A 25595-nucleotide genomic window follows, 5' to 3' on the forward strand; every position below is an offset into this window, starting at 1 on the left:
TTAGCTGTGGTGGCTGCCCCAATTGCTGCCCGAGCCCTCGCTTCTGGCGACAAAGAATGGACCCAACGTGTCAGTCTTTCAGGGACGACTGCGCTGAGTCAGCAGCTTATCGAGCTGGTCGGCAAAGGTTTTTCGATCTGTTTGAGACATGGGCGGTGGGCCTCCGGTGTTTTGGCCAGAGGCGCGCATGGTCTCCATGAAGTCGCGCATTTGCAGCCGCTGTTTGATATTTGCGGTGCTATAACGCTCACCACGGGGGGTAAGTACTCGGCCACCTTTTTCAAGGACGTCAGCTGCTAGTGGAATATCAGCTGTGATGACAAGATCGTTGGTCGCCACCCGCGCAACAATTTCGTCGTCGGCCTTATCAAATCCTTGTGCAACTTGATAGCTTTGTAGCCAGGGAGACGGGGGCAAGTTAATTGCTTGGTTGGCAATAAAAACTACCTTGATTTCGCGTTTCACAGCCGCGCGGCATAAGATGTCCCTGATCGCTCCGGGGCAGGCGTCGGCGTCGACTAAAATGTTCACGCAATGGTTTCCTTTAATATATAAAGCAGGTAACGCCCTCCGGAGGCGCCACTAACACGCGGATAACAACGTTACGTAGGAGAGCAGCACAATGGCATTGGTTACTTATCAAGAGCAAGACGCTTTTAGCCTAATTACCCTTGATGATGGCAAGGCCAATGCGTTGTCATTTGCTATGGCAGATGGTCTAGACAGTGCCCTCGATCAAGGTTTTGAGTCTGGCAAGGTGATAGTGTTAGCGGGTCGGCCCGGCAAATTCTGTGCCGGCTTTGATTTAAATGTCATGGGAAAAATGGATGCAGACAGTCAGCGCCTGTTGCGAAGGGGTGCTGATATTGCCGGACGACTGGCACATAGCCAAACCCCTGTGATTGCTGCGGTAACTGGACACGCCTTGGCTATGGGCGCATTAATTTGTCTTTCAGCGGATTACCGCTTGGGATGTCGAGGTGCTTTTAAACTTGGCCTGAATGAGGTGGCCATTGGCATGACGTTGCCATGGTTTGGCATTGAGTTAGCGCAGGAGCGTGTGATTGCAGCCCATGCCCATCAGGTGGTGACTTTGGCGCGTATCTATGACCCCGAAGGCGCCGCGGAGGCGGGTATTCTCGATGCTTGCTGTGCCCCGGAAAACCTTATGGCAGAGGCGGCAAGTACTGCTCGGCGCTTCGCCGCCTTAGATATGCCTTCGTTCGCGGCAACCAAGGCGCGATTGCGGGAGGGTTTTGCCAGTCGCTGGGATACGGCTATGGCACGAGATTTTGGTTAACCGAGCGTGTTGATCGGCCCTAAGATTGTTCAACAAAGCGGCCGCACTCGGAATATTTAACCTAGACCAACTAGCGGCTACCGTGCTGCGGCCAAATCGTTAGCCAGTTTCATTTGGCGGCGAGTAGCCGCGAAGACTGAAAGATCATCAGCGGTTTTCCCTTGTTCGCCCAGAAGCAAAATTTGCTCGTAGTACCAGTACTGCACGGCAAAGGTCCCTAAGGTTTTAAATAACGATATTTTTTCGAGGATTTTCAGCCACCGAGGCAGGAGTGAAAGCGCATCCTCGTATCGAGGGAGCTCTGCCATGCCAGAGAGCAGCCGATTAGGTGCATCGGTCATAACGCACATGGGTCGACCAATCCCAACGACATCGGCAGACCCGCTTTCAAGGGCGCTCTCCATGGCGTCTAGGCGTCGTAGGCCGCCCGTTACCATCAGGGGCATGGTCAGTTCCTTGCGCATGGCTTGAGCAAAGTCCACGAAATAAGCCTCCCTGGCCCGGGTTGACTGCGCCACGGCTTGATTTTCTACAGGCTCGATGCCCTCTACGTTTAGCAGCCGTGGCTGCTCGTAAGTACCTCCTGAAATTTCCAGCAGGTCGACACCCGCCGCTTCCAACCATTTGGCCACTTGCAGGCTTTCGGTGAAATCAAATCCACCCCGTTGAAAGTCGGCGCTATTAAGCTTCACGCCTACTGGGAACTCAGGGCCAACCGCCGCACGAACCGCGTTGACTGACTCCAGTAAAGCGCGGGCACGATTTTCAAGACTGCCGCCCCAACGGTCTGTACGTTGATTGCTTCGGGGGCTCAGAAATTGAGACAACAAGTAGCCGTGGGCGCTGTGAAGTTGAACGCCGGTGAAGCCCGCTTCCTTGAGGACACGGGCGCAGCGCGCAAAGCCCGTGATAACGGCCTCAATATCCGACTCAGTCATAGCAACGGGTTCACCAAATTGTCCGCCCGGTAGGCCTAGTTTAATGGGCGAGGGGGCTTTGGGCGTTGGATTAATGATTTTTTGACACTGCCGTCCTGCGTGGCTGATCTGTGCCCAAAAATGATTGCCACCGCGAGTTCCTGCCGTTGCCCATGCCTTTAAGGCGTCTTTCGTGGCGGCATCCGGTTCTTGGTCAACGACCACATTGCCCGGTCGCTCCAAATGGTCGCGGTCAATTTGCACGTTACCTGAGAGTAATAACCCTGCTCCGCCATCGCTCCAGATCCCATACAGTTGATTCAACGCAGCCCCCGGGACCCCGGTTGACCCGGCCAGCCCCTCGGTCATTGCAGCTTTGCAGATACGATTGGTCAACGTTGCCCCACAGGGCAGAGTTAATGATTGCTCTATCATTTTGGGTTCCTTTTTTGGAGGGCAAACGCTGTTCCAGTTACTCGGTGGCTGCCGTGTGCTCTAAGGGTTTTGAAGTGATGTGGAAAAAGGCGCCCTCATCGGTAACCACCGCAATGCTGCCATCACCTAAAACTCGGACATCGCGTACTCTTCCCGTCACTTCGGGAAAGGGCTCACTCTGGACAAAGCCATTGCCCTCAGGGGCCAGTCGATAAAGTTTTTGGTCAACTAACGCGCCTGTAAGTAACGACCCATCCCATCCTGAAAAAGCCGTACCTCGATAGATAGCAAGGCCCGATGTGGCAATACTGGGCACCCAGTACATGACCGGCTGGGCCATACCTTCGGCTTCCGTGTAGGGCGAAATAATCGCTCCTGAATAATCTACACCGTAAGTAATTGCGGGCCAGCCATAGTTAGTGCCGGGAACAATTCGATTGAGTTCGTCTCCGCCTTTGGGTCCATGCTCTGCCATCCAAATAGTCCCTGTCTCGGGGTCGACCACGAGCCCTTGAGGGTTTCTGTGTCCGTAGCTGTAAACCCGTGGCGCAACCTTTGGAAAAGGGTTGCTAGCAGGTGCACTACCATCGCTATTTACTCTCAGCAGCTTGCCTAGTTCGCTGTTTAGGCTCTGCGCCTGCTCTCGATACTCAAAACCTTCACCAACGCTGAGCAGCAAGGTGCCATCGGGCAAAAAAGCCAATTTGCCACCAAAATGTGCGGCTTTTTTCTTGCTGGGTTGAACCTCCAAAATAGTTTCCGAATCAGACAATAGCTCCCCGGAAAGCTTGGCGCGCATGACGGTGGTGCGGTTCGTATCGGCATCGCCCCCGGCATAAGAGAGATAAAGTTGTTGATTGGAGGCGAACTCAGGATCGAGGACAACGTCTAGCAAGCCGCCTTGGCTTTTAAAAAACACGTCAGGGGTGCCGGCAATTGCGGTGGCATTGCCGCTGTGATCGACGTGTAAAAGGCGACCCGCCTTTTCAGTGATCAGGAAGCCGTTACCGTTGGGCAGCTCTGCAATTGACCAGGGCTGTTCTAGCGTGTCTGTAATGGTGTTAACTTGGTAGTTGGCAGCTTCCACGTGCAATGCCGTTAGGAGTATCGCACTGATAAAAACGGTTTTGACGAAGTTGTAACTAGAAGGCATGGTGCATCCTTTGAACAAGAGTTTTTAGTCCTCGGACCATAACTATAACCCCATCGCAGTGCAAAATTTGCATTGCCGTTAATAAGGAGCCGCTCGTGCGTGCCATCGCTGCTTACTTCCCAGCCACTTTAGTGGCGTACCTATTAGCCAGCGCCTTTTCAACGTTTATGATCATGGCCGGACTTAAGGAGATGGCTATGCCAGTTTCTGCCACTGATGTTTTGGCGGCGGTTTGGTTTGATTGGCTTGGATTACTGGGCTCGTATTTGCCGTTAGTCGCAATTTCGTTGCTTATTGCACTGCCGGTGGCGGGGCAATTACACGGTCGACTGGGTTTTCCCCGCCTTTTCACCTACGCGCTGGCAGGCTTTGTGGCTTTGATCGCTATTCATTTGATTTTGGAGGCAACCTTGGGGTTGATCGGCTTCGCCGCCGTAAGGAGCACCTTTGGCTTGCTGATGCAGGGGGCTGCGGGTGGTATTGCGGGCTGGTTCTATGCCTATTTAACCGGAGCAAAAGCATGACCGAGGCTGACTACTTTCAGCAGGGAATTGCTGAACTTCAGGCTGGACGCCCCGCGGAAGCGCTGGCGATATTTCAGCAGGCTGTTGCTAACAATGTTGCGACACCGCGGTGCTGGCTAGGTCTGTCACTGGCAGCACTGACTCAGGGTGATGTGCCCGAGGCTGAAAAAGCGGTAGATGCGGTCCTAGTAGAAGAGCCCCACAATATGCGCGCTTTGATTATCAAGGGCGATATTTTGTTGGGTAAGGACGATTTTCAAAATGCTTCCTCCTATTACAATCTAATCCTCCGTCTTGCCGCAAACCTGACGGACATCCCGCCGCAGCTGTCCTCAGATTTAGATCGAGTAGAAACCCGGCTGCAGCAGCTGGGACAGATGTTTCAGCAACACTTGTTTGATCGTCTTTCCTCAGCGGGTTACCGCCGCAATCGGGCATCGACGCGTTTCAATAATTCTCTCGATATGCTTTTGGGGCGTAAACAGCGAAAAGATCCGGGGCATAAATTTCCCCAAGCCCCCCACGCTTTTTATCTGGATGACGTGCCTTATTGTACGTATTTTCCTAATGAGCAGCTCCCATGGCTCGCTGACTTGGAAGCACATACAGATTTGATCGAGGGGGAGCTGAACGCTTTGCTGCGAAAGTCTTCCGATCGCTTTTCGCCCTACGTGCACAGCGGTTTGGAGCAACCACAAAATAGTGGAACGACGTTACTCGATAGCGACGATTGGACATCAGCGTTTCTTTGGCAGGACGGGGTGCCGCAGCCTGATGTTCTTGCGTCTTGCCCGGAAACTGCGGCTCTCATGGCTGACCTACCTTTAACGAGGATTGCTGGCTTGGCGCCCTCGGTACTGTTTTCCAAGCTTGATGCTGGCGCCAAAATTGATCCGCATACCGGGTTACTGAACTGCCGATTAATTTGTCATTTACCGCTGACCGTGCCGGCGGGTTGTGGTCTGCGTGTTGGCGAAGATTCACGAGAAACTGAGCGGGGTAGCAGTTGGGCATTTGACGACAGCGTAAACCATGAAGCTTGGAACAATGGGGAAGAACCGCGAACTATTTTACTGTTCGATGTGTGGCGCCCCGAGCTCGATAGTGATGAACGTCACTTAATAACCAGCGTGCTTGAAGCGGTCTCTGGATTCGGTAAAGTAGGGCAGTCCCCCGCTTGAGGCCACCGAAACAAATGTTTGTGGCTGTGGGTCGCAAAGGCAAAAGGTTACGGTAGTTTTGCTCGGTCAGTGAGGATGTTATGTCGTTGGTTCGGTATGGTGATTTTTCCTGGCAGTCTCTTTTAGTAATCGGACTGCTGTTGTTGTGCAACGCGCCCGGGGCGACGGCTGACTGGGTCGCTGGTGTGACCACCGATACGGAAACTGACGGGATTGGCGGCGTTGTCGAATATCATTGGCAAGAGTTTGCGGCAGCTGGGGGGTTCTCAGGAAATATTGCGGTTGCGGGACGCCTTGATGAGGACGGTGACGCTTGGGCCGGTGCTGGTGTTGCAGGTAGGTACCGAATTGGACGTCGATTCTTCATTGAGGGTAGCTTTATGCCGGGCTTTTATCATGCAGGAGATACCGAGCTCGGCGGATCGCTGCATTTCCGGTCTCTCATTGGAGCGGGGTTTGACATTAACGCAAACGCTGCCATTTCACTGACGATTGATCACATGTCCAACGGCAGTACGCAGACCCTGAATCCTGGTTCAGACGCGATTACTCTTCGATTCATCTTTCGTTGAGCCTTAAAACGATGTCAGAGACGCCCTCAGCTGAACAGCCTCTGGCTGGAGTTCAAATTGTTGAGCTGTCCACCATGGTTACTTGTTCACTGGCTGCCATGACGCTGCGCTCACAGGGCGCTCAAGTGATTAAAGTGGAGCCGGTACGGGGCGGCGATCCCATGCGCAAACTCGGCAGCCAGAAAAATGGAACCTCGGCACTGTTTCATAACTGCAACCGCGGTAAGCGCTCACTAGCTATCAATCTCAAGCATGAGATGGGTGTTGAAGCGGTAAAGCGCTTGGCAGCCCGTGCGGACGTGGTTCTCAATAATTACCGGCCGGGTGTCATGACGCAGCTGGGCTTGGGAAGCGACGTACTTCGAGCCCTCAACCCGCGCCTGATAAACGTTGCTGTGACGGGTTTTGGCACACGAGGCCCTCTGCGTGATCGACCCGCTTATGATCACGTGATTCAGGGTATAGCGGGTATCACGGGGCTCCAGGGCGGCGATGATGAGTTTGCATTCGTTCGAATGCTGATGTGCGACAAGGTCACCGCCTATACAACAGCCCAAGCGGTGACCGCGGCGTTACTGGCGCGACACTCTACCGGGGAAGGTCAGCACATAGATATTTCAATGTTACATGCCTGCCTAGCTTTCATGTGGCCTGATGGCATGATGCACCGAACATTGCACGACGATGATGCTTTTCAAATGCCGCCCATATCTGAGAGCTACCAAACAATTCAGGGTTCCGATGGTGCTGTGGCTGCGTCTATTTTATTAGATCATCATTGGGAAACGGTGCTGACTTTAGTCGGCCGTGAAGAGCTTAGATCCGACCCTAGATTTGCCACGGTTGTGTCACGATTTATGCATCTAGGAGAGTTTTCTAGCGTTTTAAAAGACGGCATGCGTCATCTCAAAGTCGAGGAAATTATGACGGCCTTTGAGGCGGCCGATATTCCCAGTGCACCCTGTGAATCGAGGGACACCGTCACTAGAAATGTTCAAATAGAGACCTTGGGTCTGCTTGAAACTTATGTCACTGAGAACTTGGGCCGCCTGACCAGCCCAGCGCCGCCGATCCAGTTTGCCGGTATCGACAGCTCATTGGCTGAACCGTCGCCGTCTCTGGGTGAACACAGTGTTGAAGTAATGACAGAGCTGGGCTTTACCGAGAGTCAGGTAGGCGAGCTACTCGAATCTGGAAAATTGGCGACGGCATAATTTTTTCAGGTGCGACACGACAGAAGAGGTTTGCCGATGCCAAATTACTGTGACTTGGGGGCGTTAGAGGGCTTTACCTGTGGCCAAGCTAGTGATCCCTTGGGTAAAACCGGGGTGACGGTGCTGCGCTTTGACGCGGGTGCGGTAGCCGCCGTAGATGTTCGCGGTGCGGCACCGGGCACCCGCGAAACAGATCTGCTGAAGCCAGAAAATCTCATCGACAAGGTTCATGCCATTGTCTTGTCTGGAGGCAGCGTTTGGGGTCTGGATGCCATGAGCGGTGTTGTTCGGGTACTTGAAGAGAATGACGTTGGCTTTGATACCGGCATCGCAAAAGTGCCTATCGTGACAGGGGCCGTACTGTTTGACCTCGGTGTGGGTAGTGCGAGCGCTCGTCCCGACATGCTAATGGGTCGAAAAGCGGCAGAGGCGGCTACCGGGCGGCGTATTGAAACAGGCGCTGTGGGGGCTGGATGCGGGGCTACGTTGGGGAAAATATATGGCCGCGAATACGCCTCAACATCTGGTCTGGGTGCCCATTGTATTGCTCTGGCGGATGGCTTCTGTGTGGCTGCGATTGTGGCGGTGAATCCCTATGGCGAGGTGTTTGGTCGGGACGGCCAGCTTCTGGGAGCTAGCACGGCGCCAGTTTCTTTGCGGGACGCTGAAAATTACAGCGCTTCTGGTGATTTTCCTGGAAGCAACACAACCATTGGCGCCATTGTCACAAATGCCACATTGACTAAAAGTGAAGCCTTGAAAGTGGCGCAAATGGCTCATGACGGACTCGCAAGGGCGATTCGTCCGGCCCACACTTTATATGATGGCGACACGCTGTTCGCTGCGGGTACGGGAACCAAAGGAACAATAAACGTTAATCGTCTGGGTATGCTCGCGGCTGATGCGGTGGAGGCGGCGATTCATAACAGTGTTGCAGGTAACCCTGCCGATTTATGACGGGTGATGTGATACCAGTCCTCACAAGGGTGTTATGCGTACAATAAAAGTCCCAGCACCCAATGGTGAGCGTTAGTCGGCCATTTTCTGGCCAGAGTTTTAAACGGGTGGGTGGGGACAGACCGCGGTGCGGTGACTGACAAAACCGATGAGGAGGTTGCAATGCGATTCAGCTATCAAGTGGGCATGAGTGACGCCGACCATTACTTACCTTTAGCTAAGGCCGCTGAAGCTGCAGGCTATGATGGTATTACGATACCTGACAGCATTTGTTACCCCCAAGAGTGCAGTTCGAAGTACCCGTACAACAAAGATGGCAGCAGAGAGTTTCTTGAGAGCGTGCCGTTTTTAGAAAGTCTTATTGCGGTTTCAGCAATGGCGGCGGTCACCGATACCATTCGCTTTGCGACCTTTGTTTACAAACTGGCCGTGCGACAGGCGCCTGTGGTGGCCAAGCAGGTGCAAAGTATTCAGCAGTTGTCGGGTAATCGTTTTGATTTTGGTGTGGGTATTAGCCCTTGGGAGGAGGACTTCGCCGTTTGCGGCGTTCCATGGGAGCGTCGGGGTAAGCGATTTGATGAGCAGCTGGCCATTTTAAAAGGTCTTGAGAGCGGCGATTTTTTCAGTTTTGAGGGCGAGTTGCACAGTATGCCTGCCAATAAAATGTGTCCTGCCCCTACCGCCCCGACACCGATCTTAATGGGGGGACATTCAGATCCGGCGCTAAAGCGGGCGGCTCGCGTCGGCGACGGCTGGATGTGTGCCGGGGCGGATATGTCGCAACTTACCGATTACATTACTAAGCTCAAGCAATGGCGTGAGGAATATGGCACTGTTGATCGGCCCTTTAAAATTTTTACCACAGGACAAAATGCGTTTACCCCGGCGGGTATTGCAGAGTTGGAAGCATTGGGCGTGACCGATGTTGTCATTGCCTTTCGCAACGTTTACGAATTAGAACCTGATCATTCCCTAGAGAAAAAAATCCAAATGCTCAACTGGTATGCCACCGAGTTCATCGAACCACACCGCGCCTAGGACCTTATGTTTTTGGTGCCTTGAATGGCAGTGCGGCGGGTTATTGGATAGAAGCTCCATTAACGCATAGCGCCGTTTGTTTATTCAAGGCAACGATACCTTGTGGGCTTTTTCCTGAGATAAACTCTCTGACTCAACAATGACACTGTGAGTGAGCACCGCGATGGATATCCTGACTGAACAGGACGGCGCAATTTTAACGCTGACCTTGAATCGTCCCGATCGACGCAACCCCATTACTGATTTAGCTATGGTGGACGCACTGGTTGACGCTCTTGAGGCGGCAGACGCCGAGCCATCGGTACGCGTGGTTATTCTAACGGGGGCAGGGAAAGCTTTTTGCTCTGGGGGTGACCTTAGGCAAATGCAAGCCGGACCCGAAAGCTTGATTGGCGACACACCAGAAGCAACGGCCGATAATTATCGAGAGGGTATTCAGCGTATCCCCCTAACAATCGAAGCTTTGAGTGTGCCGGTGATTGCGGCGGTGAATGGAGCTGCGATTGGCGCGGGCTGTGATTTAACCTGTATGTGTGACCTCCGTGTTGCTTCCACATCGGCGGTTTTTGCCGAGAGCTTTGTGAAATTGGGGTTAATTCCAGGTGATGGCGGTGCTTGGTTATTGCCCCGAATTGTGGGCTTTTCTCGCGCCGCCGAAATGGCGCTAACAGGTGACAAGATCGACGCCGAGACAGCCTTGGCATGGGGGTTGGTGTCCCGTGTCGTTACACCTGAGGAACTGTTACCAACCTGTAAGGCCTTAGCACAACGCATTGCGGTAAACCCCCCGGGGGCCGTGGGTTTAGCGCGAAAAATGTTACGCCAGGCCTGCGATCAAACCTTGATGGAGGCCCTCAACACGGCAGCCAAAAACCAAGGTGGTGCTCATCAATCTCGGGACCACCGTGAGGCCGTAGCGGCCTTTCTTGAAAAGCGGACGCCCCACTTCACGGGAGATTGAATAAGGGGTGTGTTCAGTCTTCGCTAGGCGCTGAGTGCGGCTTCGACAATGTCACACTGCGCCTGAAGCGCGCCACGATGCTGATCGACAAAGCGGGGCCCTTGAGCGGCATAGCGTTCGCGATGCTCTAATTTTAACGATTGGCTTAGCGCTTCAGCCAATTGATCACCGTTGCCAACGACGGAGACCAAGCCTTCAGCCTCTAGGGTTTGGTAGAGGTTCGAAAAATTGGTGGTGAATGGGCCGGAGATCACGGGCTTGCCAAAGACCAGGGCCTCCAAAGGATTGTGCCCACCATGCTCAACTAGGCTGCCTCCCATGAATACCGCCGAAGCCAGCCCCATAAAGGCCGGTAATTCCCCAAGGGTATCGATCAATAAAACCTCGGTAGAGTCCCCGACGGTTTGCCCTGAGGATCGCCTAATTGCAGTGAGCTTGGCTGTCGCAATGAGCGCTAGAATGGCGGCAGAGCGTTCCGGGTGTCTCGGTGCCAGCCAGAGTAATGCGCTGGGGTGTTCCTCGCGGACTTTGAGGAAAGCATTGATCACTAATAGGTCTTCTCCAGTATGAGTGCTGGCCGCTAATAGGACGGGACGCCCAGAGGCCCGGGTACCTAGATCTAGAGCGAGTGCATCCCGTTGTTGCTCCAGGGCCAGTTTTGGCATGTCAAATTTGAGACTGCCGACCACCGACAGTCGGTCTTCCAGTGCCCCTAATGCCTGAAAATGTTGGGCGTCCGATACGTGCTGACAAGCAATATGATGCAGACTTGTGACGGTGTTGCGCATCAAGCTCCCCAGCCGCCCGTAGCGTCGCAGGGATCGCTGGGACAAGCGGGCGTTTAACAGCAAGGTTGTAATTCCGCGATAGCTGCATTGGCGAATGAGTTCGGGCCAGAGTTCTGTTTCAACCAATATCAGGGCGTTTGGTTGCCAATGATCAAGTGATCGGGTGATGGCCCCCGGGCTATCGAATGGAAACCACGCGCTGTGTACTCGATCACCAAACAGTCGTTGTACCTGTTCTGCGCCGGTTGGCGTGGTCGATGTGATCAATACACTGAGGTCAGAACGCGCGCTGAGGAGTCTTTCAACGAGAGGGGCTATGGCCAGCGTTTCGCCAACACTGACGGCGTGGACCCACAGTCGTTGTTTGCTAGAGGACTCCAGTAGTGGCAGGTTTCGGCCCAGTCGCTGTGATAAATTTTTGCGATACCCCGGTTGCTTTATCGAAAGCCACAGCAGTCCGACCCAAAACACGGGTAATAAGAGCAAAGTTAACAGACCGTATATTCGGCGCATTTAAATGTCACCATCAAACCACTGCCAGCGCGCAGTATACTCAACCCGGCCCGTAGGTCGCCTCGATCTCTAGAAATGCCGCCAAAGTGACTGGGCCCGGTGCTATTGCGTGAGCCACGGCGAAGATGCGGGCTTAAACATTATCTGATGTATTTCAGGCAAGGTCTGTCAGTTGGGGGTAGTGATCAGAGCCTAGGGAGCATGGTAGTCGTGGGTTTTTATCCTTGCAGGGCGAGCGGTTCACGGGCGATAGTAACCGGCAATGCGCCGCGCTTTGCTGCGAAGTCTGCGCTGCATCGGTAGGCGAGCCTCGGTTGTAGGCCACTGCAAAGTTTTACAGGCTTTTCATAGTTGAGTGATTCATGCGTAAACATAAGCTCTCCTGTTTTCTCATTGTGTGCAACGAAGGTGACCGACTCGATCGCTGTCTCAAAGGACTCGCGGGGTGGGTAGACCAACTGGTTATTTTAGATAGCGGAAGCTCGGACGATACCGTGGAAATAGCCAAACGCTATGGCGCAGAGGTTCATTGCACGGATTGGCCCGGTTTTGGAGCGCAGCGCAATCGAGCGTTGACCTATTGTCAGCATGAATGGGTGTTGAATATCGACGCTGATGAAGAGGTTACAAGAGAGCTGCGGGCTGAAATCGATCAATTTTTGAGCCAAGATGCCATCAAAGAGACCTTGGTCAAGATACCCTGGCAAACGATTTTATTTGGTAAGGCGGTTAACTTTGGTCGGTATGCATCGCCCCAAGGAAAACTGTTTTATAAAAAAGGGGCGCGCTTTAAAGATGCAGCGGTGCACGAGACGTTGATCTTGCCCACTGAAAAAGTTCGCCGTTTGAGGACCAAATTACTGCATTACAGTTGGCGTGATTATCGTCACCTTCAGGAAAAGCATATCCAGTACGCAGCGCTCAGTGCTGCTGATAAATTTAAATCGGGGAAACGCAGCTCTCTCCCCTACGCAAGCCTACGATTTTTTACTGACTTCACTCAGCAGTACCTGCTTCGGTTGGGCTTTCTAGATGGCTGGAGGGGATTTTTGCTGGCCCTAGTACTGGGGCAATATGCCTTTAATAAATACGCAGGGCTGGTGGTTTTACAGCGCAGCACTCCTGTAAGCCAAGAGGGGCCCTTGTGATTTGTGACAATGTGACTCGATGCGCCTGCGCCGCGCTAAAATTACGGTCGCCCGAGATCTCCATTCCATGACCAACGTCAGTGTATTTATTGTCACCTTGAACGAGGCAGACACCATCGGTGCCACGGTCAAAAGTGTCGCCGGCTTCGATGAGGTCATTGTCGTTGATTCTGGTTCAACCGATGACACAGTGGCAATTGCTCGCCGTGAGGGTGCTCGGGTGTTACATCACGATTGGGAGGGGTTTTCTCAGCAAAAAGCCTTCGCCATGAGCTTATGCCGCAACGAATGGTGTTTAAATCTCGATGGCGACGAAGTTGTGCCGCCTTTACTGTTGCAAGAACTCAAAGTATTGATTGCCTCAAATCAATGGGACCTTATCCGCCTGCGCATTGAAGACATATTCATGGGCGCTCCTATGCATCCTAGGTCTCGTAAGCGGGCCATTACCCGTGCCTTTAAAAAGTCACTCGTGCGCTATCCAAGTGATCGACGGGTCCACGAAAACATTCAGGGAGAGGGTCGGCAAGTCACGACTCAGCACACACTGACCCACTGGGGGTACAACGACCTAGGGGTTTACGCGACCAAACACGTGCACTACGCGAAGCTGCGGGCACAGGACAAATTTCTTGCAGGAAAACGCTTTAGCGGTATGAAATTACTGTTTATTTTTCCGGTCACGCTTATCAAGGTTTATGTTTTGCGCGGACTTATTTTTTCGGGTTGGCGTGGCCTAGTGCAAGCGACGGTCGAGTCCTTTTATGCGTTTATGAAAGAGGCCTATCTTTGGATGATCGAGAGAGACTCTGACCGCTCCTAGCTTTTCATTTCAGGGGTGCTAGGTAGCGCTGTCGTCGTTGAGCTGCAGGGTGCGCAATACCTCATCGACTTTGTTAATGACCTGAGACAGCGAAATATCTTCCATTAACTGCGCACCCTTGAGCCTAGTGCCCCACTTAAGCGTCTTTGATGATTCTGGTTTGAGGCGTTGTAGATTTTTGTGATACGCGTCGATGGTTAGATTCTGATATTGATAGGGTCCCGTTCGCTGCGGGTTGCTGTGGGCATATAGCCCAATTGTCGGGGTATTTTGTGTAACAGCCATGTGGGCGGTCCCGCTGTCAGGTGCTATGACAAGACCGGCCTTTGCCACGACCGCAAGCAACTGCTTGAGGCTTGTTTGGCCGGCGAGATTGATCACATCGCAGTTTGCTGAGGCGACAATTTTTTGGGCTAAAACGACTTCGGCTTCCGCTGGTGAGGCGGTTATTACCACCCCACAGCCTCGGGTTTGGAGATGTTCGGCAAGTGCTGCATAGCGATCGACTAACCAGTTGCGTTCCGGATTACTGGCAGAGGGTGCAATCACCGCATAAGGCTGGTTTTCAGCGAGACGCTCTCTCACCCAAAGATGGTCTTCTTGGGCAATAGGAATAGCCCATGTGGGCTCAAAAGGCGGAACGCCCAGGGCATAGGCGAAATGCTGAAATCCTTCTAGCACATGGGGCCTATCTGGCATGGCTGCTCGCCGGTTCACGACCAAACCGTGCAGCTCTTTTGATAAGTGCTTGGGAAATCCCCATTTCGCTTTTGCCGGCACAACTGCAGCTAACAGGTTGGCCCGAAAAGAAACCTGCATATGCAGTAGTACATCGAACGGTTCAGGAATCGCCTTGAGCACATTTCTGAACCCGGCCAGTCCCAGTTTCTTGTCAAATATAATGAAGTTGATCCCGGGTAAATCGGCAATAAGTGCGGCTTCAGTTCGGCCGATGATCCAAGTAACTTCATCCTCGGGCGCATGACGCTGTATAGCTTGAACCGTTGCAACCGCATGGCAGACGTCACCAATGGCAGACAGGCGTATCAGAGCTATTCGGCGTCCCTTGGGTTTTACCATGCCGCTACCTGATTCCTTTGTGCAGACCTATTTTTTGCCTCGTAGGCTAGAAGCTGACGGTGGCACTCCAACGACACTTTGGAAAATATGGTTAAACAGTTCGCCATTGATTTAAGTGGCCTTCGAAATCACAAAGCGCCTAGTGTACGCTCACTTAGGCTGGGAGCGGAACGTGGTGTTTTAGCAACCCCCCTGAAAGCGAGGCTGCCGATGACGGCTGGAAATGTGAGTGCACGTGACATGAAAGCCGAGATAATTAACGTCGATGCTGGAAAAATATTGTTCGACGCAACCTGCGTGGCTAATCCGACCCGCGCTTTATTTGACAGCACTCATTGGTCAAACCGCGAGGCTATTGCCGATGGGCGTGGTGCCGCACATTTCGTCGAGTACGAGGGCCAACGTTGGCTATTGAAGCCTTATTACCGTGGTGGCTTTATTCGAAAACTGTCCGAGAAATCGTACGTCTTTACCGGATATGAGCGCACGCGCATGTTTAGAGAGTTTAGGTTGCTCCAGTCTTTAATCGCGCTGGGGCTGCCGGTCCCAAAGCCTGTTGCTGTATTGACTCAGCGTTCAAGTTGGCGCTGTTCAGGGGCCATCATTCTCGAACGTCTTGAGAACGTAACGTCGCTTCAGCGCCTAGTAGAAAATGAAGCCGTGAGGGGGGCGCAGTGGCAAGCTGTCGGTAGAACGGTAGCGTTATTTCACGATAACGGGGTAAATCATACCGACTTGAACGCTAGCAATATTTTATTGCGAGACGATGAGGTATTTATCATCGATTTTGATGGCTGCACCTTGAAGTCGGCCACGGGCGGCAGGTCTCGACGCGTTAATCTTGAGCGACTGCATCGCTCGCTGCTAAAGCAGCGGCAATTTTCTCAGGGATTGTCAGCAAAAGGTTGGTCACTTCTGTTATCGGCATATCACGACCAAGCCCGAATTTGATGTGGCCACACCGAGGTGTGGTTGAGTCCGGAGCGGTTGGAGAAAATTATGAGAAAGCGTCTCACTTTGCGTGCGAGCCGCTGCATGGTTAGCCCGCTGCAGGTGCTACCGGTGCCTGCGCAAGATAAGCCTGAATTCGCTGAGCGCTATCACGGCCTGAGGTGACGGCCCCCTCCATCCACCCATACCACCGTCTTGAGACATCGCCACCTGCAAAAACAACGGGGGGAGGGTTGTCTGCGAGCTGATGCCAGCCTTCGTGCTGTTTGGGCGCGGCAGATAGCCATGTTCCTTGTGCCAGTGGATCACTGAGCCAGTCATGGGACAAAAATTCATGGTGCCACTGGAGGTTAGGGTGTCTGGAGCGGACGGCTTGCCAGGATTTTTCCAGAGCACTGTCGTGGCAGGGGTCGGCAACCGCGAAGGTGGCAATCGCTGATGTTGAGGCCCCTTGTCGGCTGTAGACCTCTACAGCATTCGGCCATCCTGAAGAGTGAATAGGTTCGGGACAGCTGACCGAAGCCCAGCCTTTTGCGGCGGCGCCCGGGTGTTTCTCTTGAATGGCCCGGCGGGCAGCGCTTCCAATCTGAGCGTCGATATCGAGTGATGAAAGGACATTGACGGGAAGGGTGATGACGAGCGCTTTTGTGAGCAGCGTTCCATTAGGGCCTGCGATCTCAACGCCCTCAGAGGTCTGTTGGATGCGTTGAACTCGCCAATCTAGGCGTATTTCCTTAGCCATGGTTTTCGCAATAGCCAAAGCCAAAGCTTGTGCGCCGCCACCGATACGCTGCTCATCTGCTTGAAAGGCCTCCTTTGCACCGCCAAAGGCGGCAACGTCATGCAGCACATTGATGGTGCTATAGCGATGGGGGTCGGCTCCATGTAAAGCGAAGCCGTCCGCGAGGAGAAGATCTTTGGCCGCGTCGCATTCAGGACAGGCGCTTAGGTAGTCTGAAAAAGATGTGTCTAAGTGGCTCACCGCCCGATACCAATCGGGTCTTGTTGGGTCGACTTGAGCTGCGTCTGCATCAATTTTTTTTAGCAAGGTCTGATAGTCGGCGCTAACGTCTTGGGGGAGCGCGCTGACGAGGTCTTTGCTGCCGTCTGGAACAACCAGGGGTAAGTGGTAGCGCTTGAGCTCCTCAATCATAGTGGGATGGGCCGCCGGAATGACCCATTCCGCGCCAAGATCGACACTGAGGCCGGTGTTAGCAAAAGGCGCCGTCCATGTTCGGCCGCCGACGCGATCACGGGCCTCCAGTACTGTAACTTGAAGGCCGGCTGCGACAAGCTCACGGGCTGCGACAAGTCCAGCCAACCCAGCGCCAAGGATGGTGACCTCGGATTTGTCTTGCATGGAAAAACTCCTTACACCAGGACGCCATGGCGATACATAAACGCTTTTAAAAATGCTGTAAACAAAACTCATATTAAACACTGAGTGCAGTGTTGCCGAGAAAGCTCCGCTGAAACAATGACCTGAAGACAGCCTAGAGCGAGTTTGAAAATTTTTTGGACCCGGCTGCAAGCGTGGTTGAGCACGACAATATCAATTTACGGAGGCGTCTGGGCAGGTCAATCTTACCGACCAAAAACCCGATTGAGATACCTCCAGATCAGGGGGCAGTGGCTCCGCGAGCTTATTTCTGGTTGGGTACCATGATGCCGCTTTTGATAGTTCCAAGGTCGCCGTGTTGGTCTAACTTAGCGACCTTAGGATGTTCAGCACTCGATCAAATTGACAGGCATCTCGAGTACGTTAATGGCGAGGCCACCCCTAGCGGTCTCTTTGTATTTTTCCTGCATGTCACGTCCTGTGTCGCGCATGGTGCGAATGACCTGATCCAAGGATACAAAGTGCTTGCCGTCACCTCTCAGGGCCATTCTGGCAGCGCTGATCGCCTTAATGGCGCCCATCGCATTGCGTTCAATACAGGGCACTTGAACCAGCCCGCCGATAGGGTCACAGGTGAGGCCAAGGTTGTGTTCCATGGCAATTTCTGCGGCATTTTCTACCTGTTGAGGAGTCCCGCCTAAAGCATCAGCAAGGGCTCCCGCCGCCATGGAGCAGGCAGAACCCACTTCGCCCTGACAACCGACTTCAGCTCCTGATATCGAGGCATTAATTTTATACAAAGTACCAATGGCGCCCGCCGTTAGAAGGAAGCGGCAAATATCCTCATCCCGAGCGCCCTTGCAATGCGCAAGGTAATACTTGAGTACGGCAGGTAGTATGCCTGCTGCGCCGTTAGTGGGTGCTGTGACAATGCGTCCTCCCCCTGCGTTTTCCTCGTTCACCGCCAGGGCATAGAGGGTCACCCAATCCATGGTGTTGAGGGACTCGTCGCCCAAAGAATCCCCTTGACGCTTGAGTTGGCGGTGGAGTTGAGCGGCCCGCCGTTTGACTTTGAGCCCCCCCGGCATCACACCTTCAGTACTGCAGCCCCGGGTGATACAGGCATTCATAACGTCCCAGAGCTCCAGTAACCTTTGGCGGATTTCCGTTTCGGGGCGCCAGGCACATTCATTGCTCATCATCAGTGCAGGGATTGACAGCCCATGCTCGCTACACAGGGCCATCAACTGATCAGCGCTAGTGAAGGGGTAGGGCGTGGGCGTAGGATCGTCGACAATAATGTCGGTCTGGTCTGCTGTCTCGTCAACAACAAAACCGCCACCTACCGAAAAATAAACGCGGCTTACTAGGGGGCTTTGGTTCTTGCCAAAGGCTGAGAAACGCATGCCGTTGGGGTGAAAGGGCAGGGTCTCGGTGCGATGCATGATGAGATCATCACGATAGTTGAAGTCGACTTCGTGGTAGCCCAGCAAAAGGATTTTTCCCGCTTCACGAACATGCGCTACGCGGGCTGGAATGCTTTCAACATTTACTGTCTCGGGAGTTTCGCCAGATAATCCCAAGATAATCGCTTTCGGCGAACCGTGACCGGCCCCAGTAGCCCCGAGGGAGCCAAAAAGTTCGACGGTTACCCGGGTGCACTTGGTGATCTGCGCAGTGTCTTCCAATGTTTTAGTAAACAGACGCGCGGCATTCATGGGCCCTACCGTGTGGGAGCTAGAGGGTCCAATACCGACTTTAAATAAATCAAAAACACTAATCGACACGGTCTTGATCCTGTGCCCTGAAACGCCTGTGAGCTTAACGTTGCAGCGATGGGTGCGCTACTGCCAAAAACGCCGTGTGGTGACGTTTTTAAGCACTGTGATTTCCCCATGAGTGGCTCAACCAGCGGCACTTTTGTGCTTTGAGGCAGCTCGGACGGCAAGCCGCGTCAATCCTGACCAAAAAAGTGACGCGTTTCACTGTCTGTGCGGTGCTGGGTGGACTTCTAAGGATGAGGCGGTTGTTATGCGTCACTCTTTGAAATTTTGATGGGTGATACACCCAGAGGTGCTGTGGTGTCGGCAGCTTTATTCATGGCTAATGCCCGGAGCACGCGCTCCAAAGACCCCCGCTGTTTGCTACTGCGTGGTCATGGGTTCAGCGTGTTGTGTGCATGGGTGTTAGTTGGGTTATTCGGTTGTGAGAGCTCAACCAGCGAGCCTACTGTCGAGCTTAAGCCCACTGATCGCGCCTATTTAGAGGCGCTTGTCGCTGAGCAAATACTTACGCTCCCTTCAAAAATCGACAAATACACAGAGCTCACTGGAGTGAGTGCCATACCCTCAGGACTTCGATACAAACTTCGCATGATTCACATGCCCGCTCACACCGTAGACCACGGCACGCTGAAGACCACCCGAGTTAACATTACCCAAAAAAGCTGCAGTGACGCTAAAGAGCGATTCGAGCTCGAGGCGGGAGTCGCTCGCCATTATGTCGTTTATGGCATGGAAGACTTACCGGCGGGCAGATTTTTCGTCTCAGATGCGGCCTGTCGTTCTCAGTAGCTGAGTTGTGGCGCTGCGACGGTTGTAGCAGTTAACTCCCGGTCTCTGCCTTTATCCTACGACCAAGGTGAAGGTTTTTTTCCCTTGCTATTTGAGGGGGTGCTCAATAAGCAGTGTCGGTATATCCAGAACATGTGACTTGACAGTGCAGACTTGAGTGCCTTTTTTTCGGCCTTCTCTTACTTCAGAGACTTCGATGCCTGTTTCATAGAGTCGCTGACGTGTGGCATCAATGTCGGCAGTTTTCAGGGCCAGTCCCCAAAGGCTATCCATCGCCTCAGACTTCTTTGAGGCAATGACTTCGATACTCATTGAGCTGGCGCGAAAGAACAGCTGAGTCCCCCCCCATTGCGGTACTTCCTGTTCCAGCGCAAGGCGAATGCCCAGTTGATCACCGTAAAACCGTTTCGCGGCCTGCGCGTCTTGAGTCTGGACTACCACATGATCGACAGCGCTGATGGGTGCCGCTGCAGTGACCGGTGCCGGGGGTAGGAAGGATTCAGGGTCATGGCATATACAGAAGGAAAAAATACCCCTTGCGGCGGCAGGATCCCAGAATAGATTGCTCCAGTGGCGGGTATTACCACTTAAGTCATCGATGCCGTGGCTGGGGACTGGATCGCTGACTTCGAGTCCAGCACTTCTGGCACGCTGTAAAAATGCGCTGCTATTTTCGGTGCCAAATACCAGCCCGCCTAGGGCGTTAGGCTTTGATTTTAGTATCGCCGTAACCGCGTCAGCCCCTATGCCAGATCCTTGAGCGGCCAACAGTTCAATGTAGGTATTTTCTAGGTTAAACAGAGTGTTGGCCGTGCCATAGTCGGGATGACTGCCTTGCCAGCTGGGATCACGTCCTAATAAAAGCCCGTAATGCTTGCTCGCTTGAGCAAGGTCCGAAACTGCAATGATAAGGTGATCAACGGTGGTGTCCTGTGAGCTCAAGGTAGGCGACTCCAAAAGAAAAAGATGAGATTGCGGTATTAGCCTTATTCGTATCTGGCCTGACGCGCGGGCTCCAAGTCTACAGGGACAAGGCCGGTGATTTCTCGCTATTTGGGGGAGTATCAGTCGCCCTGACTGGCTGGGTCACGCGATCGAGGTGCTGGGGACATCAAGTTCCTTCAAGCTTGCCGATGGGCGACGTGCCATGGCGGTCTCGCCACATGGCGATTAGCAGTGACAGCATCATGAAGAACATGACACCAGAAAAAGGCAGCGCGCCAATAATCATGACGGACCGCAGTGCTTCCAGCCCTCCCACCATAAGCAAGGTGATGATGACCAGCCCTAAAAGTAAACTCCAAAGCACAATGTGCTGCGAAGCGTGCTCCTGCTCGACGCCGCCGGAGACGATGGTGTTGACAACCAATACCGCCGAGTCTGCAGAGGTGATCAGATAAGTTAGCAAGAGCAGCACACAGAGGCAGGTTATGGGGAATGCCCAAGGCGCTTGAAACAGCACATCAACCGTTGCAAACAATTGCGCCGACAGATCGGCGTCCAAGATACTGCCCTGAGCGATTCCTGAAAGCTCTAAGTCCAGCGCTGTACCGCCGATAATACAAAGCCAGGCAAAGCACATGAGCGATGGCAGTATGATGGCTCCGATAGCGTACTCGCGCAGGGTGCGGCCGCGGGATACTCGGGCTAGAAACAGCCCAACAAATGGGGTGAAGGCGATCCACCACGCCCAATAAAAGATGGTCCAGTTAGATTGCCATTGCGCAAGCTCCAGCCCCTCCTGGGTTGACGGATCAGACCAAACCGTTGATGACATGGCGGGTAACGCTCCAAGGTAGTCATAGAGCCCTTGAACGAATACTTCTCCGGCGAACCAAGTCGCGCCGAAAATCAAAAATATCAGTAAAAGAAGCCAAGAGAGCACCATATTTAAATTGGAAAGCCACTTAATGCCTCTGCCTAGTCCTGAGAGGGCTGACATCATGGCAGCCATTACAATGATGCCCACCGCAACTGCCAGGCCCAGCGTGGTGGGCGCATTTTCCTGAATAATCCATGACCAATGGGTAATGTGATGGGCCCCATAAGCCAATTGTGTGACCCCGTAACCAATGGTGACCGCGATGCCGATTAAGGTCGCGAGAATCGCAGCAGTATCAACGATACCCCCTAAAACGATGTTGCTACGTGCACCTAACAGGGCAGTAAAAGGTGAGCGTATTGTTAGCGGCATGCCCCGACGGTAAGAAAAATAGGCCAGAGAAAGGCCGACAACCGCATAACAGGCCCAAGGCGTTAAACCATAGTGCAACAAGGTCCACTTGTAAGCGGGGCGAACATTGCCGGCTGTCAACGCCTCGGCGTTGCCCATAATGACATCGGGGTTGTTGCCAAAGTGGTAAAGAGGTTCTGCCGTGGAATAGGTGAGCATCCCAACGCCAATACCTGCACCAAACATCATAGAGAACCATGCGAACCGGCTAAATTCCGGCTGTGTATCAGGCATACCTAAACGCTGGGACCCTGTGCCGGGTAACAACGCCAAAATAATACATAAGCTCATGAACAAAGCCGTCGCACTGATGTACCAAACCCCAAAGACCTCGATCGTGGCAGTCTGTACAGCAAGGAGCGTGTCAGCCGCGTTGGGTGTTGTCGCCGTCCAGAACACTAAAAGTACAATGATCAACTTCACTGATACGGCGATGCCGCGGTTATATCCCCGATAAAAACCTGAGGTTTCGACATGGGTCACTGGCTCAAACGACACGGTTAAACTCCTGTTGACCTTGAATCTTGCACCGGTGCCTTCGAAGCAGCTACGAGCGCGTTGTATAAGTGAATCTTGTTTTTTTATCGTTATATAACGGATTCACCGAGCCGATCCGTTGTGGCCTAAAGTATCAGACCCGCTATGTATTGCCAGTGCTGACGTAAAACACTCCCCGTGGTAGGGCGCTAGGCAGGTGACCAAGGTTTTCTTGGCGTAAAAGCGCTTTGATTACTCCGCGACGATTGTTAATTTACGAAAAAGTTCTGGCTGAGGCGTTGGGCGGTTTGCTGGAATTCCGTTGGATTGTTTAAAGATGAGGGTGTTGCGCGTGTTTCGAATATTACTGGTTGCTCTACTCACCGCGGTGCATCTGCCGAATGCTCAGGCTCAGCCATCGGTCGCGCCTTTTGCACAACGTCCTGCCATTGAAAACAGTTTACTGGCTGAGCGTCTCGATGAGTTGCTCCCAAAACTCATGCGAGAACAGAATATTGACCTTTGGGTAGTGATCGCCAGAGAGTACAACGATGACCCCGCGTTTTTGTCGCTGGTACCGAAACCCCGTTTTACAGCACGCAGAACGACGATGCTGCTCTTTCACGATAGGGGTGTCGAAAAGGGCGTTGAGCGACTTACGATTAGTCGCTACCCCTTAGGGGAGCTGTACGAGCCAGCCTGGCAAGGGGGAGATCTTGACGCTCAATGGCGGCGCTTAGCTGAGTTGATTGAGGCGCGGAATCCTAACAGCATCGCTATTAATGTCAGTGATACATGGCCTGTGGCTGACGGTTTGAGTCATGGGTTATATCAAAAATTGGAAACCGCTTTGGGGTCAGACTTATCGGCGCGTTTGGTTTCTTCTGAAAATCTTGTGGTTCGCTGGCTGGAGACACGAACTCCTGCAGAAATCGAGGTTTGGCAGCGGGCTGTGGCCATTGCCCGGAGTACGATTGCCGAGGCCTTCAGCGAGCGTGTTATTACTCCGGGGGTGACCACGCTAGGAGAGGTGGCCTGGTTTATTCGAGAGCGCTTTGAGGCGGCGGGTCTTGCGCCGTGGTTTCATCCAGATGTCAATCGGCAGTGGCAGGGGGCGGACTACGGCAAAGCTGCATTTTTGGGCGCAGGTTATGCGCAAACCATTATTAGGCGTGGTGATTTGCTGCATACCGACGTTGGGCTCTGTTATCTCGGTTTGTGCACGGACACTCAGGAAATGGGGTACGTTTTAAAGCTGGGCGAAACAGCACCGCCCGCAGGGCTGGTGCAAGCCATGGCAACCGGTAATCTATGGCAAGACCTACTGACATCGCAGTTTCAAACCGGACGCAGTGGCAACGAAATTTTGGCAGCGGCACAAGAGCTACTTCATGATAGAAACATCGACCATGCCATTTACACCCACCCCTTGGGTGTTTTTGGACATGGACCAGGGCCCACTATAGGCATGTGGGATAACCAGGGGCCAACCCCGGGTCGAGGTGACTGGTTACTCTTTCCTATGACCGGTTATGCCATTGAGGGTCGGGTCACTGTGGCGATCCCCGAATGGAATAATGAACCTGTGCAGATGAAGCTCGAGCAGAGCGCTATTTATGATGGCGACGAGGTGCGCTACCTGTCGGGCCGACAAACCCAGTTACATGTAGTCAGGTAAGTTCCTCTGCTAGGTCCTGTACTTAGCTGTGCTGGTCGACCATGCCCCTGCATCTAAAGATGGCGTCATGGTGGATGGTGTGTCGATCTTGCGAAAGAGGCTAAGGAGTGAGTGCCAAACTTTGGGTCAATACCAGCAAAAAAATGGCTCGTCAGGTATTACGCTCGAATGCGCCTTATCGCGCTGAGGCTCTTGGTGAGGCCCCCGGACATCTGATTTTTTGGCGTTATACTCGAAGAGGAAGGCGGGCTTACGACGGAGAGTCTGGGCAAAAATCCAAGCATCGCAAAGCGCAGCGGCACACATAAAGGCAGAAATAGGAGCAAAGGTTATGGCTATACGATGCCTCAAAGCGGTATTTCTCAGCACTCTCGTCCTCTTCAGTATGGCTGCTTGGGCAGAAAAACAAGCTAACGTCGTTCTCGTTCTAATGGACAATTTTGGCTACGGTGAAATTGGCGTATACGGCGGTGGTGTTATGCGAGGCGCTCCTACTCCGCGCATCGACAGCATTGCGAGGGAAGGATTGCAGCTTACCAATTTCAACGTGGAGGCCGAATGCACGCCCTCTCGTTCGGCGCTAATGACGGGTCGATACGGGATTAGAACTCGGCAGCGCGCCAACCAGCCACCGAGAGGGGTTTGGTACGGCATCACTAAATGGGAGGTTACCCTCGCTGAGCTTTTGTCCGACGCGGGTTATGCGACGGGCATTTTTGGTAAGTGGCATCTTGGTGATACCGAGGGACGTTTTCCCACTGATCAAGGATTTGATGAATGGATAGGTTTACCGCGGTCATCAGACCGTGCGTTTTGGCCCGACAGCAACAGCTTTCAACCTAACAGCCACCCAAGTGCCAAATTTACTCATGTGATGTCTGCTTCCAAAGGTGAGCAGCCGGTGGAAGGTGCTGTTTATGATAGGGCGAAAAGAGCCATTATTGATCGTGAGATTACCGATCAAGCCATAGATTTTATGACGCGAATGTCGGGAGAAGGAAAGCCGTTCTTCGCGTATTTACCCTATACACAAACCCACGAACCGGTAGACCCCCATCCTGACTTTTATGGCAGCACGGGTAATGGCAGCTTTGCTGATGTTCTCGCCCAGACAGATGTTTACGTGGGTGAGTTGCTGGATACCGTGGAGAGCTTGGGTATACGCGAAGACACCATTTTTATCTTCACTTCGGATAACGGGCGCGAAGGCGTGCCTCGGTCATTCGGTTTTACCGGACCTTGGCGTAGCGGCATGTTTTCACCTTACGAGGGCTCACTTCGGGTGCCATTTTTGGTGCGTTGGCCCGGCAAGATCCCTCCGGGCAGGGTGAGCAATGAAATGGTTCATCAAATGGATGTGTTCTCCACCGTAGCCAGTTTTACCGGTGTGCAGGTGCCGACAGACCGGGTCATAGACGGTGTCGATCAGTCCGACTTTTTCACGGGGACATCAGAGCAGTCGGCGCGTGACTCGCTGGTGATTTATATCGGTAACACGCTGTTTGGTGCCAAGTGGCGTAACTGGAAAATTCTGCTGCGGGAAATGGATGAAGATGGTTACGGTATTAAAGAAATGGCGTACCCATCGGTATATAACCTGATCGTCGATCCCAAGGAAGAAGTCCCTGAGCTCAATTACCTTAACGATACTTGGGTCGATTTCCCGCTGTATCAGGTCATTGAAGATCACGAACTTTCGCTAGAAAATGATCCCGGCGCGCCAGGCCCTTAACCGCCTGA

General features: G+C 53.1%; 24 protein-coding genes. 15 read left to right on the forward strand and 9 right to left on the reverse strand.

The window, feature by feature from the left end; all coding sequences use genetic code 11:
* Positions 1–78: 78 nt before the first annotated feature.
* Positions 79–531: a YaiI/YqxD family protein gene (locus ACMAY6_RS01150; RefSeq protein WP_435213718.1), complete on the reverse strand. Its 453-nt coding sequence runs from the start codon at positions 529–531 to the stop codon at positions 79–81.
* Positions 532–622: 91 nt separating this feature from the next.
* On the opposite strand from ACMAY6_RS01150, the gene ACMAY6_RS01155 reads away from it, so the two are divergent.
* Positions 623–1300, forward strand: a complete 678-nt coding sequence (locus ACMAY6_RS01155; RefSeq protein ID WP_435213720.1) for a crotonase/enoyl-CoA hydratase family protein — start codon at positions 623–625, stop codon at positions 1298–1300.
* Positions 1301–1377: 77 nt separating this feature from the next.
* Here ACMAY6_RS01155 and ACMAY6_RS01160 read toward each other — a convergent pair whose 3' ends face one another.
* The gene (locus ACMAY6_RS01160; protein WP_435213722.1) at positions 1378–2652 is read right to left on the reverse strand and encodes an NADH:flavin oxidoreductase/NADH oxidase family protein; all 1275 of its coding nucleotides are present in this window, start codon (positions 2650–2652) and stop codon (positions 1378–1380) included.
* Positions 2653–2689: 37 nt separating this feature from the next.
* Entirely contained in the window at positions 2690–3805 is a 1116-nt protein-coding gene (locus ACMAY6_RS01165) for a PQQ-dependent sugar dehydrogenase (RefSeq protein WP_435213723.1), read from the reverse strand.
* A gap of 95 nt (positions 3806–3900) precedes the next feature.
* Between ACMAY6_RS01165 and ACMAY6_RS01170 the strand changes: the two genes are divergently transcribed.
* The 7 genes from ACMAY6_RS01170 (at position 3901) to ACMAY6_RS01200 (ending at position 10252) form a co-directional block, all read left to right on the forward strand.
* On the forward strand, positions 3901–4329 hold the full coding sequence (locus tag ACMAY6_RS01170) for a hypothetical protein (protein WP_435213725.1): 429 nt from the start codon (positions 3901–3903) through the stop codon (positions 4327–4329).
* Complete coding sequence (locus ACMAY6_RS01175) at positions 4326–5510, forward strand: aspartyl/asparaginyl beta-hydroxylase domain-containing protein (protein WP_435213727.1); 1185 nt, start codon at positions 4326–4328, stop codon at positions 5508–5510. The genes ACMAY6_RS01170 and ACMAY6_RS01175 overlap by 4 nt, the downstream gene beginning before the upstream one ends.
* An 80-nt stretch (positions 5511–5590) precedes the next feature.
* Entirely contained in the window at positions 5591–6082 is a 492-nt protein-coding gene (locus ACMAY6_RS01180; RefSeq protein ID WP_435213729.1) for an acyloxyacyl hydrolase, read from the forward strand.
* An 11-nt stretch (positions 6083–6093) separates the two neighbouring features.
* The gene (locus ACMAY6_RS01185) at positions 6094–7296 is read left to right on the forward strand and encodes a CaiB/BaiF CoA transferase family protein (protein WP_435213731.1); all 1203 of its coding nucleotides are present in this window, start codon (positions 6094–6096) and stop codon (positions 7294–7296) included.
* 36 nt (positions 7297–7332) lie between these two features.
* Positions 7333–8253: a P1 family peptidase gene (locus ACMAY6_RS01190; RefSeq protein ID WP_435213733.1), complete on the forward strand. Its 921-nt coding sequence runs from the start codon at positions 7333–7335 to the stop codon at positions 8251–8253.
* Between the two features lie 162 nt (positions 8254–8415).
* Complete coding sequence (locus ACMAY6_RS01195; RefSeq protein WP_435213734.1) at positions 8416–9291, forward strand: TIGR03619 family F420-dependent LLM class oxidoreductase; 876 nt, start codon at positions 8416–8418, stop codon at positions 9289–9291.
* A 163-nt stretch (positions 9292–9454) separates the two neighbouring features.
* Positions 9455–10252: a crotonase/enoyl-CoA hydratase family protein gene (locus ACMAY6_RS01200; RefSeq protein ID WP_435213735.1), complete on the forward strand. Its 798-nt coding sequence runs from the start codon at positions 9455–9457 to the stop codon at positions 10250–10252.
* A 23-nt stretch (positions 10253–10275) separates the two neighbouring features.
* Here the strand turns inward: ACMAY6_RS01200 and ACMAY6_RS01205 are convergent, their stop codons facing one another.
* Entirely contained in the window at positions 10276–11553 is a 1278-nt protein-coding gene (locus ACMAY6_RS01205) for a 3-deoxy-D-manno-octulosonic acid transferase (RefSeq protein WP_435213736.1), read from the reverse strand.
* A gap of 362 nt (positions 11554–11915) precedes the next feature.
* On the opposite strand from ACMAY6_RS01205, the gene ACMAY6_RS01210 reads away from it, so the two are divergent.
* Together ACMAY6_RS01210 and ACMAY6_RS01215 are read left to right on the forward strand one after the other, a co-directional pair.
* Positions 11916–12701 carry a glycosyltransferase family 2 protein gene (locus ACMAY6_RS01210; protein ID WP_435213738.1) on the forward strand — a complete coding sequence of 262 codons (786 nt, stop codon included), beginning with the start codon at positions 11916–11918 and terminating at the stop codon, positions 12699–12701.
* Positions 12702–12768: 67 nt separating this feature from the next.
* Complete coding sequence (locus ACMAY6_RS01215) at positions 12769–13524, forward strand: glycosyltransferase family 2 protein (protein ID WP_435213739.1); 756 nt, start codon at positions 12769–12771, stop codon at positions 13522–13524.
* Between the two features lie 18 nt (positions 13525–13542).
* Here the strand turns inward: ACMAY6_RS01215 and ACMAY6_RS01220 are convergent, their stop codons facing one another.
* On the reverse strand, positions 13543–14604 hold the full coding sequence (locus ACMAY6_RS01220; RefSeq protein WP_435213741.1) for a glycosyltransferase family 9 protein: 1062 nt from the start codon (positions 14602–14604) through the stop codon (positions 13543–13545).
* Positions 14605–14844: 240 nt separating this feature from the next.
* Between ACMAY6_RS01220 and ACMAY6_RS01225 the strand changes: the two genes are divergently transcribed.
* A complete protein-coding gene (locus ACMAY6_RS01225; protein WP_435213743.1) occupies positions 14845–15555 on the forward strand; it encodes a 3-deoxy-D-manno-octulosonic acid kinase in 711 nt (236 codons plus the stop codon).
* An 88-nt stretch (positions 15556–15643) separates the two neighbouring features.
* On the opposite strand, the gene ACMAY6_RS01230 is transcribed toward ACMAY6_RS01225, so the two are convergent.
* Positions 15644–16915 carry a flavin monoamine oxidase family protein gene (locus ACMAY6_RS01230; protein WP_435213745.1) on the reverse strand — a complete coding sequence of 424 codons (1272 nt, stop codon included), beginning with the start codon at positions 16913–16915 and terminating at the stop codon, positions 15644–15646.
* A 365-nt stretch (positions 16916–17280) separates the two neighbouring features.
* Positions 17281–18681 (reverse strand): L-serine ammonia-lyase, encoded by a 1401-nt coding sequence (locus ACMAY6_RS01235; RefSeq protein ID WP_435213747.1) that lies wholly within the window; start codon positions 18679–18681, stop codon positions 17281–17283.
* A gap of 267 nt (positions 18682–18948) precedes the next feature.
* Here ACMAY6_RS01235 and ACMAY6_RS01240 point away from each other — a divergent pair, with 267 nt between their 5' ends.
* Positions 18949–19467, forward strand: coding sequence for a hypothetical protein (locus ACMAY6_RS01240; RefSeq protein ID WP_435213749.1), 519 nt, complete (start codon positions 18949–18951; stop codon positions 19465–19467).
* An 87-nt stretch (positions 19468–19554) separates the two neighbouring features.
* Here ACMAY6_RS01240 and ACMAY6_RS01245 read toward each other — a convergent pair whose 3' ends face one another.
* Both ACMAY6_RS01245 and ACMAY6_RS01250 read right to left on the reverse strand, forming a co-directional pair.
* Positions 19555–20409, reverse strand: a complete 855-nt coding sequence (locus ACMAY6_RS01245; RefSeq protein ID WP_435213751.1) for a VOC family protein — start codon at positions 20407–20409, stop codon at positions 19555–19557.
* 169 nt (positions 20410–20578) lie between these two features.
* Positions 20579–22198 (reverse strand): BCCT family transporter, encoded by a 1620-nt coding sequence (locus ACMAY6_RS01250; protein WP_435213752.1) that lies wholly within the window; start codon positions 22196–22198, stop codon positions 20579–20581.
* A 331-nt stretch (positions 22199–22529) separates the two neighbouring features.
* On the opposite strand from ACMAY6_RS01250, the gene ACMAY6_RS01255 reads away from it, so the two are divergent.
* The 3 genes from ACMAY6_RS01255 (at position 22530) to ACMAY6_RS01265 (ending at position 25587) form a co-directional block, all read left to right on the forward strand.
* Entirely contained in the window at positions 22530–23855 is a 1326-nt protein-coding gene (locus ACMAY6_RS01255; RefSeq protein ID WP_435213754.1) for a M24 family metallopeptidase, read from the forward strand.
* A 107-nt stretch (positions 23856–23962) separates the two neighbouring features.
* Complete coding sequence (locus tag ACMAY6_RS01260; protein ID WP_435213756.1) at positions 23963–24163, forward strand: hypothetical protein; 201 nt, start codon at positions 23963–23965, stop codon at positions 24161–24163.
* 23 nt (positions 24164–24186) lie between these two features.
* The gene (locus ACMAY6_RS01265) at positions 24187–25587 is read left to right on the forward strand and encodes an arylsulfatase (protein ID WP_435213758.1); all 1401 of its coding nucleotides are present in this window, start codon (positions 24187–24189) and stop codon (positions 25585–25587) included.
* Positions 25588–25595 lie beyond the last annotated feature (8 nt).

Origin of the sequence: Luminiphilus sp. nBUS_16, assembly GCF_051201645.1 — a bacterium.
Taxonomy (GTDB): Bacteria; Pseudomonadota; Gammaproteobacteria; order Pseudomonadales; family Halieaceae; genus Luminiphilus.

Excerpts from the sequence above, each read along its gene's own strand:
- ACMAY6_RS01220 (WP_435213741.1), bottom strand. The coding sequence starts at position 14,604 with ATGGTAAAACCCAAGGGACGCCGAATAGCTCTGATACGCCTGTCTGCC.
- ACMAY6_RS01175 (WP_435213727.1), top strand. The coding sequence starts at position 4,326 with ATGACCGAGGCTGACTACTTTCAGCAGGGAATTGCTGAACTTCAGGCT.
- ACMAY6_RS01225 (WP_435213743.1), top strand. The coding sequence starts at position 14,845 with ATGAAAGCCGAGATAATTAACGTCGATGCTGGAAAAATATTGTTCGAC.
- ACMAY6_RS01210 (WP_435213738.1), top strand. The coding sequence starts at position 11,916 with ATGCGTAAACATAAGCTCTCCTGTTTTCTCATTGTGTGCAACGAAGGT.
- ACMAY6_RS01180 (WP_435213729.1), top strand. The coding sequence starts at position 5,591 with ATGTCGTTGGTTCGGTATGGTGATTTTTCCTGGCAGTCTCTTTTAGTA.
- ACMAY6_RS01155 (WP_435213720.1), top strand. The coding sequence starts at position 623 with ATGGCATTGGTTACTTATCAAGAGCAAGACGCTTTTAGCCTAATTACC.
- ACMAY6_RS01200 (WP_435213735.1), top strand. The coding sequence starts at position 9,455 with ATGGATATCCTGACTGAACAGGACGGCGCAATTTTAACGCTGACCTTG.
- ACMAY6_RS01160 (WP_435213722.1), bottom strand. The coding sequence starts at position 2,652 with ATGATAGAGCAATCATTAACTCTGCCCTGTGGGGCAACGTTGACCAAT.
- ACMAY6_RS01215 (WP_435213739.1), top strand. The coding sequence starts at position 12,769 with ATGACCAACGTCAGTGTATTTATTGTCACCTTGAACGAGGCAGACACC.
- ACMAY6_RS01165 (WP_435213723.1), bottom strand. The coding sequence starts at position 3,805 with ATGCCTTCTAGTTACAACTTCGTCAAAACCGTTTTTATCAGTGCGATA.
- ACMAY6_RS01205 (WP_435213736.1), bottom strand. The coding sequence starts at position 11,553 with ATGCGCCGAATATACGGTCTGTTAACTTTGCTCTTATTACCCGTGTTT.
- ACMAY6_RS01265 (WP_435213758.1), top strand. The coding sequence starts at position 24,187 with ATGGCTATACGATGCCTCAAAGCGGTATTTCTCAGCACTCTCGTCCTC.
- ACMAY6_RS01230 (WP_435213745.1), bottom strand. The coding sequence starts at position 16,915 with ATGCAAGACAAATCCGAGGTCACCATCCTTGGCGCTGGGTTGGCTGGA.
- ACMAY6_RS01190 (WP_435213733.1), top strand. The coding sequence starts at position 7,333 with ATGCCAAATTACTGTGACTTGGGGGCGTTAGAGGGCTTTACCTGTGGC.
- ACMAY6_RS01185 (WP_435213731.1), top strand. The coding sequence starts at position 6,094 with ATGTCAGAGACGCCCTCAGCTGAACAGCCTCTGGCTGGAGTTCAAATT.
- ACMAY6_RS01195 (WP_435213734.1), top strand. The coding sequence starts at position 8,416 with ATGCGATTCAGCTATCAAGTGGGCATGAGTGACGCCGACCATTACTTA.
- ACMAY6_RS01240 (WP_435213749.1), top strand. The coding sequence starts at position 18,949 with ATGGGTGATACACCCAGAGGTGCTGTGGTGTCGGCAGCTTTATTCATG.